Source organism: Halomonas terrestris (assembly GCF_049166755.1).
Taxonomy (GTDB): Bacteria; Pseudomonadota; Gammaproteobacteria; order Pseudomonadales; family Halomonadaceae; genus Halomonas.
In genome coordinates this window covers 17,785-30,959 of sequence record NZ_JBMHFZ010000018.1, presented here as the reverse complement: position 1 = coordinate 30,959, position 13,175 = coordinate 17,785, and the positions used below count along the sequence as shown (strand labels likewise).

Annotated in this window: 12 protein-coding genes; 7 read left to right on the top strand and 5 right to left on the bottom strand. The window is 68.4% G+C overall.

The window, feature by feature from the left end:
* The first annotated feature begins 123 nt into the window (after positions 1-123).
* The 7 genes from ACOMD9_RS15790 (at position 124) to ACOMD9_RS15760 (ending at position 7,096) form a co-directional block, all read left to right on the top strand.
* Positions 124-1,308 (top strand): Bcr/CflA family multidrug efflux MFS transporter, encoded by a 1,185-nt coding sequence (locus ACOMD9_RS15790; protein ID WP_421416765.1) that lies wholly within the window; start codon positions 124-126, stop codon positions 1,306-1,308.
* Positions 1,301-2,035: a TSUP family transporter gene (locus ACOMD9_RS15785; protein WP_421416762.1), complete on the top strand. Its 735-nt coding sequence runs from the start codon at positions 1,301-1,303 to the stop codon at positions 2,033-2,035. The genes ACOMD9_RS15790 and ACOMD9_RS15785 overlap by 8 nt, the downstream gene beginning before the upstream one ends.
* Before the next feature lie 126 nt (positions 2,036-2,161).
* Entirely contained in the window at positions 2,162-3,178 is a 1,017-nt protein-coding gene (locus ACOMD9_RS15780) for a substrate-binding domain-containing protein (protein ID WP_421416915.1), read from the top strand.
* A gap of 97 nt (positions 3,179-3,275) precedes the next feature.
* Positions 3,276-4,529 carry a phosphate ABC transporter permease subunit PstC gene (gene pstC, locus ACOMD9_RS15775; protein WP_421416759.1) on the top strand — a complete coding sequence of 418 codons (1,254 nt, stop codon included), beginning with the start codon at positions 3,276-3,278 and terminating at the stop codon, positions 4,527-4,529.
* Positions 4,530-4,547: 18 nt separating this feature from the next.
* Positions 4,548-5,714: a phosphate ABC transporter permease PstA gene (gene pstA / locus ACOMD9_RS15770; RefSeq protein ID WP_421416757.1), complete on the top strand. Its 1,167-nt coding sequence runs from the start codon at positions 4,548-4,550 to the stop codon at positions 5,712-5,714.
* A gap of 34 nt (positions 5,715-5,748) precedes the next feature.
* The gene (pstB, locus tag ACOMD9_RS15765; RefSeq protein WP_421416913.1) at positions 5,749-6,588 is read left to right on the top strand and encodes a phosphate ABC transporter ATP-binding protein PstB; all 840 of its coding nucleotides are present in this window, start codon (positions 5,749-5,751) and stop codon (positions 6,586-6,588) included.
* Positions 6,589-6,748: 160 nt separating this feature from the next.
* Positions 6,749-7,096, top strand: coding sequence for a metalloregulator ArsR/SmtB family transcription factor (locus ACOMD9_RS15760; protein ID WP_421416755.1), 348 nt, complete (start codon positions 6,749-6,751; stop codon positions 7,094-7,096).
* 22 nt (positions 7,097-7,118) lie between these two features.
* Here the strand turns inward: ACOMD9_RS15760 and ACOMD9_RS15755 are convergent, their stop codons facing one another.
* The 5 genes from ACOMD9_RS15755 to ACOMD9_RS15735 all read right to left on the bottom strand — a co-directional run bounded on the left by ACOMD9_RS15755 (position 7,119) and on the right by ACOMD9_RS15735 (position 13,124).
* Complete coding sequence (locus tag ACOMD9_RS15755; RefSeq protein ID WP_421416752.1) at positions 7,119-7,607, bottom strand: FKBP-type peptidyl-prolyl cis-trans isomerase; 489 nt, start codon at positions 7,605-7,607, stop codon at positions 7,119-7,121.
* 20 nt (positions 7,608-7,627) lie between these two features.
* Positions 7,628-8,554: a molecular chaperone TorD family protein gene (locus tag ACOMD9_RS15750; protein ID WP_421416750.1), complete on the bottom strand. Its 927-nt coding sequence runs from the start codon at positions 8,552-8,554 to the stop codon at positions 7,628-7,630.
* 69 nt (positions 8,555-8,623) lie between these two features.
* Complete coding sequence (gene nrfD, locus ACOMD9_RS15745; RefSeq protein WP_421416748.1) at positions 8,624-9,841, bottom strand: NrfD/PsrC family molybdoenzyme membrane anchor subunit; 1,218 nt, start codon at positions 9,839-9,841, stop codon at positions 8,624-8,626.
* The gene (locus tag ACOMD9_RS15740; protein ID WP_421416745.1) at positions 9,838-10,599 is read right to left on the bottom strand and encodes a 4Fe-4S dicluster domain-containing protein; all 762 of its coding nucleotides are present in this window, start codon (positions 10,597-10,599) and stop codon (positions 9,838-9,840) included. The genes nrfD and ACOMD9_RS15740 overlap by 4 nt, the downstream gene beginning before the upstream one ends.
* Positions 10,600-10,640: 41 nt before the next feature.
* Positions 10,641-13,124, bottom strand: a complete 2,484-nt coding sequence (locus ACOMD9_RS15735; RefSeq protein ID WP_421416743.1) for a molybdopterin-dependent oxidoreductase — start codon at positions 13,122-13,124, stop codon at positions 10,641-10,643.
* Positions 13,125-13,175: the final 51 nt, after the last annotated feature.

Sequence of the window (13,175 nt, the reverse complement as noted above, 5' to 3'; positions counted from 1 at the left end):
TTGGGATGGATTCCACTTTAACAAGGGGCCGGGACGGGGAACAGACGCCGACACGCGACACGCGATGGGCTATCATTAGCTTCCTATCAAGTGTCTCGCTCATTCATGCGAAAAGGAGATTCCTTGGAGCTCAACGCGCGACGCGTGGCGCTTCTGGTGGCAGCCAACACGGCGCTTGCCCCCTTCGCCATCGACGCCTACCTGCCCGCCATGGCGGCCCTGGCCGATGCCGTGGGGGCCAGCATTCACCATACCGAGCTGTCGCTGCCCGCCTTCCTGGCGGGCTTCGCCCTGGGCCAGCTGCTGTTCGGTCCGCTCTCCGACCGCCTGGGGCGCAAGCCCGTGCTGCTCGGCGGGCTGGTCGCCTTCCTGCTGGCCAGCCTGGTGATCACCACGGTGAGCTCGCTGCCCGAGCTGCTGGCCTGGCGCTTCATCCAGGCGCTGGGCGGCGGGGCCACCGTGGTCAACTCGGCGGCCATCGTGCGCGACTGCTTCAGCGGGCGCGAGGCGGCGAAGGTGATGTCGACCATGGCGATCATCATGCTGCTGGCGCCGCTGGTGGCGCCGGTGGTGGGCAGCGGGCTGCTCTACCTCGCCGACTGGTGGCTGATCTTCGTCTTCCTGGCGGCCTATGCGGCCTTCCTGATGTGGCTGCTGGGCACCCGGCTGCCCGAGACCCGGGCGCCTGGCGCGCCCGCGGCCTCGCCGCGCCAGGTGCTGGCCAACTACGCCAGCGTGCTGCGCCACCGCGAGGCCATGGGCTACGTCTGTGCGGCCTCCATGTCCTTCGCCGGGCTGTTCGCCTTCGTCACCGCCTCGCCCTTCCTCTACCTGGAGCACTTCGACCTGTCCCCCGGGCTCTACCCCCTGGTGTTCGGCGTCAACGTGCTGACCATGGCGGCCTCCAACCGCCTCAACATCCGCCTGCTAAGAGGGCGCAGTCCCCAGCAGAACCTGCGCCTGGGGCTCACCCTCCAGCTGGGCGCGGCGGCGGGGCTGGTGCTGGTGGTGGCCAGCGGCCTGGAGTCGCTGTGGACCATGGTGCCGCTGATCATGGTGTTCGCCGGCACCATCGGCCTGGTGGCGCCCAACGCCATCTCCTCGCTGCTCGATCACTTCCATCACATGAGCGCCACCGCGGCGGCCCTGCAGGGCAGCATCCAGTTCTCCTGCGGGGCGCTGGCCGGCGTGCTGGTGGGGGCCTTCGAGGTGGACAGCGCCTGGCCCATGGTGGGCACCATGCTCGGCGCGGCGCTGATCGGCAACATCGGGCTGCGCCTGCTGGCGGGACGTGCCGGGCATGGCTGAGGCGCTGCTCGCCTGGGCCGACATGAGCCCCGGGATCTGGCTCGGCTGCGCAGCGGTGCTGGCGCTGGGCGCCTTCGTGCAGCGCGCCACCGGCTTCGGCCTGGCGGTGGTGGGGGCGCCGCTGCTGCTGATGCTGGAGCCGCGGCTGGTGCCGGTGATCCTGGTGCTGTTCGGCTTCACGGTGGCGCTGACCACCCTGCGCCACTACTGGCGCGAGGTGCGCCTGGCCGAGATCGGCACGGCCCTGGTGGGGCGGATTCCCGGCAATGCCCTGGGGCTCTGGCTGCTGCTCGCCGCCCCCATGGCGGTGCTGGAAACGCTGATCGCCGGCAGCGTGCTGTTCGCCGTGGCGGTGACCCTGTTCCGCTTCCGCCTGCCGGTGAACCGCGCCACCCTGTTCGGCGCCGGGGTGCTCTCCGGCATCTTCGGCACCGTGGCGGCGCTGAGCGGCCCGCCCATGGTGCTGCTGCTCCATGGCTTCTCGCCGGATCGCCTGCGCGGCACCCTCTCGGCGTTCTTCGTGGTCACCGCCCTGATGACCCTGCTTACCCTGGCCCCGGCCGGGCTGGTCAGCGCCTGGCACTTCGGCCTGGCGCTGACCTTCGCGCCGGGAGTGCTGGCCGGCAGCTGGCTGGCCGGCCGGGTGGCTCATCGCCTCGACCGCCGCCTGCTCCAGGGAGCCTCGCTGGCCCTCTGCACCCTGGCGGCGCTGGGGCTGCTCCTCTAGCCGTTCATCGGGTGCCGTCGCTTCCCGTCAGCTGTCATGAAGGTGTCATCCACGTGGGGCAATGTGTGCCGTGCGAAGGCCAGATACCTATCACTGACAGGAGTGACTCGCATGAACCGCATCCTCATGAGCCGTGCATTCAAGACCACGGTCATCGCCGCCACCGTCATGGGCGTTGTCGGCGTGGCACAGGCCCGCGATCAGGTCCGCATCGTCGGCTCCAGCACCGTCTATCCGTTCTCCAGCTACGTGGCCGAGGAGTTCGGTGCGACCACCGACTACCCGACCCCGGTCATCGAGTCCACCGGTTCCGGCGGCGGCGCCCGCCTGTTCTGCAACGGCGTGGGCGAGGGCACTCCGGACATCACCAACGCCTCGCGCCGCATGAAGGTCTCCGAACTGGAGCGCTGTGTCGAGAACGGCGTGACCGACGTCACCGAGGCCTTCATCGGCTATGACGGCATCGCCTTCGCCCAGTCCAGCGCCAACGACCCCATGCCGGTGACCCGCGAGCAGATCTTCCTGGCCGTGGCCGCCATGGTGCCGGTGGATGGCGAGCTGGTCGAGAACCCCTATACCCACTGGAGCGAGATCGACGAGAGCCTTCCGGATCGCGAGATCGTCATCGTCGGCCCGCCCACCACCTCCGGCACCCGTGATGCCTTCGAGGAGCTGGTCCTCGAGGCCGCCTCGGAGAACTTCGCCGAGGCCTACGGCGGCGAAGCCTACTCCGACGTGCGCACCGACGGTGCCTGGGTCGACGGTGGCGAGAACGACAACCTGATCGTCCAGCGCCTCACCCAGGACACCACCGCCTTCGGTATCTTCGGCTACTCCTTTCTCGAGGAGAACAGCGACGTGCTGATCGGCTCCACCATCGACGGCGTCGAGGCCGGCCCGGAGACCATCGCCAGCGGCGAATACCCGGTGGCTCGCTCCATGTTCTTCTACATCAAGAACCAGCACGCCGACGACGTCCCGGCCATGTACGAGTATGCCGAGATGTTCATGAGCGAGCAGATGGTCGGTGACCTGGGCTACCTCAAGGGCATCGGCCTGATCCCCGCCGCCGAGCAGGCCCGCGCCGAGGCCCGCGAGGCCGTGGCCAACCGCGTCAAGCTCGACGTGTCCGACCTGCACTGATCGCGGTCAGACGCTGACGACGAGGCCGGCAGCCTGCGCTGCCGGCCGCGTTGCATGACTGGCTCCCGTGGAGCCGAGACGTCACGAGAGAATGCCGATGCCAAACCATCCCCTGCTCCTGTTCCTGGTCGCCGTGCTGGTACTCGGGGTTCTGGCCTTCCTGCTGGGCCGTGCCAAGGCCGTGCGGGTCCGGGCCAGCGGTACCGCCATGTACGCCCAGCCCGACCAGTACGGCTGGTTTGCCGCCCTTGCCACCGCCGGGCCGGCCCTGGTGGTCAGCGGCGTCGGCGGCTTCCTGCTGCTGTTGCTGGGGGCCGAGATTCCCACGGCCTGGCTCCTGGCCGGCAGCCTGGTCGTCGCCGCGGCCGGCGCGACCCTGGGGCTGCGCCTGGTCACCCCCGATTTCCACGCCCGCCAGGCCATCGAGCGGGTGATCCGCTTCATCCTGGCCGGCGCCGCGCTGATCTCCATCTTCACCACCTTCGGCATCCTGCTGTCGATCATCTCCGAGGCGCTGCGCTTCTTCCGCATGCACGGCTTCTGGGAGTTCATCACCGGCACCGTCTGGGCGCCGGGCAACAGCTTCCTGGCCGCCGCGGGACGCGCCGACGACGCCGCCAGTGCCGCCCGGTTCGGCTCGGTGCCGCTGTTCGCCGGCACCTTCATGATCACCGCCATCGCCATGCTGGTGGCGATCCCGGTGGGGCTGATGGCGGCCATCTACATGTCCGAGTTCGCTCCTCGCCGGGTGCGCACCCTGGCCAAGCCGGTGCTGGAGGTGCTGGCCGGCATCCCCACGGTGGTATACGGCTTCTTCACCGCCATCACCGTGGCGCCGCTGGTGGTCTCCGTGGCCGGCAGCCTGGGGCTCAGCGCGTCGTTCAACAACGCCCTGGCGCCCGGGATCGTCATGGGCATCATGATCATCCCCTTCATCTCGTCGCTCTCCGACGACGTGATCAATGCCGTGCCGGACAGCATGCGCCAGGGGTCGCTGGCGCTGGGCATGACCAAGGGCGAGACGATTCGCGACGTGGTGATCCCCGCGGCGCTGCCCGGCATCATCTCCGCCTCGCTGCTGGCCGTCTCCCGGGCCCTGGGCGAGACCATGATCGTGGTGATGGCGGCGGGCATGCGGCCCAACCTCACCGCCAACCCGCTGGAGGAGATGACCACGGTGACCGTGCGCATCGTGGCGGCGCTGACCGGCGACCTGGAGTTCGAGAGTGCCGAGACGCTGTCGGCCTTCGCCCTGGGCCTGGTGCTCTTTGCGGTGACCCTGAGCCTGAACCTGGTCTCGGTGATCATGATCCGTCGCTTCCGCGAGAAGTATCGCGTCAACAACCTGTAACGCCGAGGAATCGCCAAGATGAGTCAATCCTTCGACGAGATCAGCGCCCAGCTGCGCAAGCGACACCGCCAGTCGGCTCGGCTCGAGTGGATGTCCCTGGGGGCCCTGCTGCTGGCGCTGGCCTTCCTGGTGGTGTTCTTCGCCGACATGCTCGGCAAGGGTCTGCCGGCCTTCCAGCAGGCGCAGGTCCAGGTCGAGGTCGACTACAGCGAGCAGGCCAGCCAGCTGCCGCTGGCCGCCGTGGACGAGGAGGTGCGTGAACTGGTCAGCCGTGGCTGGCTGCGCACCCTCCCCATGCAGATGCGGGACAATCCCGCGCTGCTCGGGACCACCCGCACCGAGTGGGTGCTGGCCGACGGCCAGGTGGACCAGTACCTCAAGGGCCATGCCAGCCGCCTGCGCGACGACGCCAGGGCCCGCGTCGACCGGCTGGTCGAGGAGGGGCGCGCCGAGCTCAAGTTCAATACCACCTTCTTTACTCGCGGCGACTCCAAGATGCCCGAGCTGGCAGGGATCATGTCGGCCGCCATGGGCACCATCATGACCATGCTGGTGACCCTGGCCGTGGCCTTCCCGATCGGGGTGATGACGGCGGTCTACCTGGAGGAGTTCGCCCCGGACAACCGCTTCACCCAGATGATCGAGATCAACATCAACAACCTGGCGGCGATCCCCTCGATCCTGTTCGGGCTGCTGGGCCTGGCGATCTTCATCCAGTTCTTCGGCATGCCGCGCTCCTCGCCGCTGGTGGGGGGCATGACCCTGGCGCTGATGACCCTGCCGATCATCATCATCTCCACCCGCACCGCGCTGCGTAGCGTGCCGGACTCCATCCGCCACGCCGCCTTCGGGGTCGGCTGCTCGCGCTGGCAGGTGGTCCGCGACCATGTGCTGCCCCTGGCCATGCCCGGCATCATGACCGGGTCGATCATCGGCCTGGCCCAGGCCATGGGCGAGACCGCCCCGCTGATCATCGTCGGCATGGTGGCCTTCATCCCGGACGTCAGCGCCACCTTCACCAACGCGGCCACGGTGCTGCCGGCCCAGATCTTCACCTGGTCGGGGGAGCCCGATCGCGCCTTCGTCGAGAAGACCGCCGGCGGCATCCTGGTGCTGCTCTCGGTGCTGATCTTCCTGAACGCCACCGCGGTGGTACTGCGCAAGAAATTCGAGCGTCGCTGGTAGGCACCGGCACGTCACAGAGGACATCGACATGAACATGCAAACCGCTCCCCGTGCGTCCCATCCGGCCGGCAAGCCCGAGGTGGGCCAGCCTCATACGCGCAACGAGTCGGCCAGCCACGACCTGAGCATCCGGGTCCGTGACCTGAACCTCTGGTATGGCGAGAGCCAGGCGCTCAAGGGCCTGGACATCGACATCTTCCAGAAGAACGTGACCGCGCTGATCGGCCCCTCCGGCTGCGGCAAGTCGACCTTCCTGCGCTGCCTCAACCGCATGAACGACCTGATCCCCGGCGTGCGCATCCGGGGCCTGGTGGAGATGGACGGCCGCGACGTGAATGCCGCGAAGATGGATGAGGTGGCGCTGCGCCGCCGGGTGGGCATGGTCTTCCAGAAGCCCAACCCCTTCCCGAAGTCCATCTACGAGAACGTTGCCTATGCGCCGCGCATGCATGACATGGTCAGCCGCAAGCCGGAGCAGGACGACCTGGTGGAGAAGGCGCTGCGTGACGCCGGCCTCTGGGAGGAGGTCAAGGACAAGCTGCAGCAGCCGGGCACCTCGCTCTCCGGCGGCCAGCAGCAGCGCCTGTGCATCGCCCGGGCCATCGCCGTGCAGCCCGACGTGATCCTGATGGACGAGCCCACCTCGGCGCTGGACCCGATCTCCACGGCGACCATCGAGGACCTGATGGACAAGCTCAAGTCGCAGTTCACCATCATCACCGTGACCCACAACATGCAGCAGGCGGCACGGGTGGCCGACTACACCGCCTTCTTCCACCTGGGCGAGATCATCGAGTACAACGACACCAAGACGATGTTCTCCAACCCGGCGACCAGGAAGGCCGAGGACTACATCACCGGGCGCTACGGCTGAGCAGGAGCCCCCATGCCCAAGCAGCTCTCGTCCTTGCTGGGCAATGCCAACATCGCTCGTTTGCCGACGGGGGCTACCGCGACCCGTTGCCGCTGTCGGCCGGGCGGACTTTGGCGTAAGATAATCGTTCCAGTTACCCGTTAAGGGGGAGCCCTTGAGGTTGTTCGAACCTGCTCGACTGTTCAAGTGCCTGGGCGACGAGACCCGCCTGACCCTGACCCTGCTGCTTCGCCGCGAGGGGGAGCTGTGTGTCTGCGAGATGACCCACGCGCTGGAAGAATCCCAGCCCAAGGTGTCGCGCCACCTGGCGCAGCTGCGCAACTGCGGCCTGCTCAGCGATCGCCGCGAGGGCCAGTGGGTCTACTACCGCATTGCCGAGACGGCGCCTGGCTGGGTCGTCGAGGTGCTGCTGGCCGCCGAGAAGGGGCAGGCCGAGCGCCTGGCCAGGCTGCAGGCGCGCCTGTCCGGGATGGGCAACCGCCCCGAGCGGCGGCTGGCCATGTGCTGATCGGGCCTCTCCCGGCCCGCTGTCAGTCCACTTCCACCCAGCGGATCGGCTGGTAGTCCAGTTCTCCCTGGGGCGGCTGCCTGCCGGGGTTGACCTCTCTCACCCTGAGTTCCCAGGTCACCGTCCTGCCCGCCAGCGGGTGGTTGCCGTCGAGCATGGCGCCGCGCTCGGTGAGGCCCACCACCTTGAGCGAGAACTTTCCCCGCTGGCCGCCCGGCGTCAGTGTCATGCCGACGCGGATCTCCCGGCCCGGCGGCAAGTTGTCGCGCACCGCCTCGAAGACCAGTTCCGGCCGGTGGGGGCCATAGGCCTGCTCCGGCGTCAGCGTCACGCTGACCTCGTCGCCGGCCCGACGTCCCTCCAGTGCCGCCTCCAGGGCCGGCAGCATCTGGCCCGTGCCATGCACGTAGCGCAGCGGCGTCTCGGGCGTGGAGGCCGCAAGGCGCTCGCCATCCTCGCCGGTCAGCACGTACTCGGCGGTGATCTCGCACAAGGGGCCGATGCGCGTCATCGCTCTCTCCTCCTGGGTCATCATTGCCACGCCTTCAGGTCGGCGCCGGGTGGCTTCAGCGAGGGTGAAGCGCCATGGCGGCCCTGGCAGCGCGGGCATACGGCCAGATGGTCGGCGCTGACGCCGGCCGCAGCAAGCCGCCGGCGCATCTCCGCCAACACCGGGTCGCTCTCGAATGCCTCGCCGCAGGCGCGGCAACTGAGCGTCTCGCTGGGTGCCTCGCTGGCCTCGAAGGTCTCCACCATGTCCCGCCCCCCGGTTGGCGGCGGGGGGCGATTCGCCTCGGGGGCGAGGGCGGGCAGGGCCGCCTGGAGCCGCGCCAGGTCGTGGCTCAGCTGGTCATGGGTCAGCTCGACCAGCGCTCGCCAGGGCAGGGTGGTGGCGTCGTTGACCGACTGGGCCACCTTGCGGCGAACGCCCGCCAGGGCGGGCAGGGTGAGGTCGTGGAGCATGGTCGCGGCATCGGTCAGCGCGGGGGTGGCGTCACCACCCGCCTCGGTGGCCTCCATGGCCTCGCTGTAGACCCAGGCCAGCCACTGCAGGTGCAGCGCCAGGTGGTCGGGCAGCTCGCGGAAGGCCGGGTCGCGTTCCAGGCCGTGGCGACGATAGAGGGCCTCCATGGTGGGGACGCTGCGAGCCATCAGGCCGCCGTCCAGGTAGGCGCCCAGGTTGAGTGGGGCCGGGGCCGGCGGCGTCAGGAACAGCCGGCTGTAGCCGAGGATCAGCTGCTGGGTATCGGTCAGTGCCGCCAGCGCCCGGGCCAGCGCGCCGAGGCGCTCGGTGTCGAGCGTCGGCAGCGTCTCGGCGAGGCTGTGCAGGTCGTCGAGCAGCGGCCCCTGGGCCTCTGCCAGGGTGACCCGCGCCTGGGGGGCGAGGAAGACCCGGGAGAGGCAGAGGCTGAGCTCGGCGGCCGGCAGCAGATCGGGAAGTTGCGGATCTTGTGTCATCTGGCTGACGGGGCGGCCCGCCGACTGGCAGGCCGCCCCTTCTCCTTCAGGATGCGACGTGAGGGTGGGTCAGGCGGTGCCCGCCGGTGAGCCGGCCGCCGGGTTGCCGGCCGGCGCCTGGGCCATCTGGTGCGGCATGTCCCCCAGGTTCAGGAACTTCTCGCCGAGCAGGTAGAGCACGAAGCACAGTGACAAGCCGATCAGGGTCAGGGACCATTCGGTGGCGGAGGGGCTGTAGCTGATCAGGCCGGGCGCCCAGGTGCCCTTGAACAGCGGCACCACCTGGCCGCCCACCACGAAGTAGAAGCGTTCGGCGAACAGCCCCAGGAACACCAGGCAGGCGACCAGTACCTGCACCCCCGTGCGGTTGCGCAGCGAGGCGCTGAGCATCACCACGAAGGGCAGCAACAGGCCCAGCAGCAGGGCGGCGTTGTAGAGCGGCGAGGCGAACAGGTAGTCCGACCATACCAGGTGGATCTCCGGGTTGTTGCTGTATAGCCCGGTGATGGCGCGTACCGCGATGAACAGCAGGGTGCCGCCGATCAGCGCGGCGAACAGCTTGGGCAGCGCCCCGGTGAGCAGCGCCTGGAGGGCGCCGGGCATGCGCTCGCGCCGGAAGCCGTACGCCAGGTAGGTGAAGAACACCAGGGCGGCCACGCCGCTGGTCACGCCGGTGAAGTAGAAGTAGATCGGCAGCAGGGCATCGAACCAGAAGGGGCGCATGCTCATCATGCCGAAGATCAGCGCCAGGTTGCCGCTGGCCAGCAGCACGCCGATGAAAGAGGCGATGCCGACCTGCTTGCTGGTCTTGCTGTCCCATTCGCCGCCCTGCAGCTTGCTGAACTTCCACAGCAGGAACACCAGGTCCAGGGCATAGAAGACGCCCATCCAGAACATCGCCGACTGCACCTGCAGGTTCAGCGGGATGGCCCACAGCATGCGGAAGACGTTGCCCAGTTCCAGGGCCAGGACCGCCATCCCCGAGATCAGCACGATGAAGGCCAGGAAGATGCAGCGCTTGGCCACCGGGTAGTACTGCTTGAAGCCGAAGACCAGCGGCAGCGCAGCGACCAGGCCCAAGCCGGATGAGGCCAGGGCGAAGTAGAGATAGGTGGCGATGGGCTGCCCCCAGGGCAGGTTGGAACTGGTGTTGAAGGAGGCGTGGCCGCTGGCCATCAGCTGGGAAAAGGCATAGCCCAGGCTGGCCAGCAGTGCCACGGCGGCGATCACCAGCAGCCCCCAGCCCAGGGGGCCCTGGATGGCGTTGTCACGAGTCCGGGTGGTCATGCGTCATTCTCCCTGTCGGCGGGGGTGAAGGCGGGCACGCCGGCGCCGGCGCCCAGGTAGTAGACCTGCGGCCGGTTGCCGGTGTGGTCCTTGAGGCGAACCCCGTGCTTGTCACCGATCAGCTGGTTGACCTGGCTCTCGGGGTTGTCCAGGTCACCGAAGTAGCGTGCCTTGGGGGCGCAGGTGCGCACGCAGGCCGGCACGTACTCCTTGACCTCGGGGTTGTCCTCGTCGAGGTCGGCCACGCCCTCCGGCGCATGGCGGACCTTGTGGTAGCAGAAGGTGCACTTGGAGACCACGCCGGGCGGCTGGATGCCGATGCCGCGCCGCCAGTCCTCCTCCGGGTTCTGGTAGGGCGGGCTCCACAGCTGGCCGTTGTCGCTCGGGAAGGTGTCGCGGATGTCGGGCTCGATCAGCGGCTTCTCGTCGGCGTAGAAGCGCACGCCGTAGGGGCAGGCGATCATGCAGTACTTGCAGCCGATGCACTTGTTCCAGTCGACGAAGACGATGCCGCCGGCGTCCGGGTCCTTGTAGGTGGCCCGGGTCGGGCAGACGTGCACGCAGGAGGGGTTCTCGCACTGCATGCAGGGCCGCGGCAGCCACTTCATCTGGCCGCTCGGGTACTCGCCCGCGTTGTAGAAGAGCACGTCCTGCCAGCTCTCTCCCGGCAGGGTGTTGTTCTCCATCGCGCAGGCGGTCGTGCAGGCCTGGCAGCCGGTGCACTTGTCCAGGTCGATGACCATTCCCCACTTTGCCATAGTCGTTGTCCTCAATGCCTTGTTCGGTCAGGGGTTATGGTTCAGGCGCGTTCCAGCCTGACCTTGCCGGTGTAGTAGCTGGCGAGCCCGGAGATCGGATCCGACACGTTGGCGGTGATCTCGCTGGAGTTGCCCGGGCCGCGGCCCTTGGCCCAGCGCCCCTGGGCCCAGTGGCCGTACTCGAAGGGCAGTACCAGGGTGTCGGGGCGGTGCGAGGCCACGAAGCGGCACTCCGCCTCGATGCTGCCGAGGTCTGAGGTGACCCTGACCCGGTCGCCGTTGCGGATGCCGCGCTCCCTGGCCGTCTGCGGGTGCACTTCGAGGTAGACGGTGTTGCGGCCGCCGACGATGGGCTGGTGAACCGCCATCTGGTGGGGAATGTTGGCCCCCCGTCCCTCGGCGTGAAGCGGCGTCTTGGGCGTCACGAAGTGAAGATCGCCGTCACCGCCGGTGTGCACCGGCTCGACCCACTGCACCAGCCCGGCGCGATCGCGGGGAATGCCCATCTCGCGCTCGATGTAGTCGGCATGCTGCTCCAGGTAGCCGGAGCGCACCTCGAACTTGCCGGAGGGCGTCTTGAAGAGGTTCTGCTGGACCTCCTCCTCGCTCAGCTGGCGTGCGTAGCGCCGGCCGTCCCACTCGTAGAACTCGCCGCGGATCTGGCGCCACTGGTAGGGCTTCTTGTACCAGACGCCCTTCTCCTTCCAGCTTTCGAAGTCGTTGACACCGTTGTCGCCCGGGTCATCGGCGAAGCCGGCCGCCAGGTGGCGCACCACGTTCTCGATGTTGTCCAGTTCCCGGTAGTAGTCGCCGGTGGGGCCCTCGATGCGCTTGCCGAGCTCGATGATCACGTCGCCATACATCTTCGTGTCGTGGATCGGCTCCACCGCCGGTACCCGCAGCGCCGCCATGGGCCAGCCCTCGAAGGGGTAGGTGGGGATATCCTGCAGGCGCTCCAGGTAGGTGCTGTCGGGCAGCACGATATCGGCGTACATGGCCGTCTCGCCGGGGAAGGGCGAGGTGTCGATGACGAAGACGTCCTTGAGCGCTTCCTCCCAGACCCGGGGATCGGGGGCCGACCAGATCGGGTTGGTGTAGAAGAACATCGCGGTATCGAGCTTGTAGGGGTCGCCCGCCAGGTGGTTGGGCGCGCACTCCTGCATCATGTTGCCGACCATGGGCCAGCGCTCGGTGCCCTTCATGTCGATGCGCGGCTGGTTGCGCCATTCGCCGTTGCGCGCATGGTCGTCCAGGTAGTCCTCGGCATTGGCCGGCAGTGCGCCGTAGGAGGGGCCGACCTGGTAGCCCAGGCCACCCTCGGCGAACAGCGAGCCCACCAGGGCGTTGAGGCTGTGGATCGCCATGCCGTTGTAGGTGCCGTTGGAGTGGCCGGTGGCGCCACGTTCGAACAGCGCGATGGCCGGCCGCGTGCTGCCGAACTCCATGGCGGTGCGGCGGATGTCGGCGGCCTTGATGCCGGTGACCTCCTCGGCCCACTCCGGGGTGCGGTCCTTGAGCTCTTCGTTCCACCAGTCGGCCAGGCCGTGCACCCACTTCTCGGCGAAGGTGGCGGGGGAGATGCGCCGGCCCTCGACGAACCGCAGGTTGGGGTTGGTGAAGTCGCCGACGAACTCACGGTCCCAGAGCCCCTCGGTGAGGATCACGTGGGCGATGGCCAGGGCGAAGGCACCGTCGGTGCCGGGCTTGATGTAGAGGGCCCGATCGGAGGCGGCCATGGTGGGGTTCATGCGCACGTCCACCGTGGTGACCCGCGTCTTGGGGCTCTTGGTGCGCATGTAGCCCCACATCTGCATCACGTTGTTGTAGGGGCGGAAGGCCTCGAGGAAGCTGGCCCCGATGATCAGCAGGTAGTTGGTGTTGCGATAGTCGTAGGAGCTGTAGGAGTTGTTGCCATCGGTGGCGTGCTTGGCCTTCTTGGAACCGTCGGCACACATGGAGGAGTGGCCGATGGCGGCGTTGGGCGTGCCGTAGAGCTGGCCGAAGGTGCCCTGCATGCCGGCGTCGGAGGCCCCCCAGCCACGACCGTAGAACATCGAGAAGCGATGCGACTCGCCGCGGCGGCGCAGGTCGTTGAGGCGCTCGGCCACGGTGTCCAGTGCCTCCTCCCAGGAGATCGGCACGAAGCCGGGATCCTCGTCGCGCCCCTTGTTGGGGTTGGTGCGCTTCATCGGCCCCTTGAAGCGGTCCGGGTCGTAGAGGAAGTAGCTGCCCAGGTGCCCCTTGGGGCAGAGCTTGCCGTTGGCGATGGGATTGCCGGTGTCGCCGTAGATGGCGTGCACCCGGCCGTCGGTGGTGTAGACGTCGATGCCGCAGCGCGCCGGGCACTGGGCGCAGACGTTCTTGGTGATCGTCGTCTCGCCGCGGCGTGCCTGGGCGCGGGCCTCCGGCGCGGGGGCCAGGCCGGGCAGGCCGGTGACGCCCGCCGTCACGGCACCGGCGGCGCCGACGGCGGCCGACGACTGCAGGAAGCGGCGCCGGTTGATCAGGGTCTGGAACAGTTTCATCGGATCTCCCTCGGGGTGCTCGTCTTGTTGTGCGAGTCGTGCTGGTATCGC

Bases quoted from the DNA above. Each gene is read 5' to 3' on its own strand.
- pstC (WP_421416759.1), top strand. From the start codon at position 3,276: ATGCCAAACCATCCCCTGCTCCTGTTCCTGGTCGCCGTGCTGGTACTC.
- ACOMD9_RS15780 (WP_421416915.1), top strand. From the start codon at position 2,162: ATGAGCCGTGCATTCAAGACCACGGTCATCGCCGCCACCGTCATGGGC.
- pstB (WP_421416913.1), top strand. From the start codon at position 5,749: ATGCAAACCGCTCCCCGTGCGTCCCATCCGGCCGGCAAGCCCGAGGTG.
- ACOMD9_RS15735 (WP_421416743.1), bottom strand. From the start codon at position 13,124: ATGAAACTGTTCCAGACCCTGATCAACCGGCGCCGCTTCCTGCAGTCG.
- ACOMD9_RS15755 (WP_421416752.1), bottom strand. From the start codon at position 7,607: ATGACGCGCATCGGCCCCTTGTGCGAGATCACCGCCGAGTACGTGCTG.
- ACOMD9_RS15750 (WP_421416750.1), bottom strand. From the start codon at position 8,554: ATGACACAAGATCCGCAACTTCCCGATCTGCTGCCGGCCGCCGAGCTC.
- pstA (WP_421416757.1), top strand. From the start codon at position 4,548: ATGAGTCAATCCTTCGACGAGATCAGCGCCCAGCTGCGCAAGCGACAC.
- ACOMD9_RS15785 (WP_421416762.1), top strand. From the start codon at position 1,301: ATGGCTGAGGCGCTGCTCGCCTGGGCCGACATGAGCCCCGGGATCTGG.
- nrfD (WP_421416748.1), bottom strand. From the start codon at position 9,841: ATGACCACCCGGACTCGTGACAACGCCATCCAGGGCCCCCTGGGCTGG.
- ACOMD9_RS15740 (WP_421416745.1), bottom strand. From the start codon at position 10,599: ATGGCAAAGTGGGGAATGGTCATCGACCTGGACAAGTGCACCGGCTGC.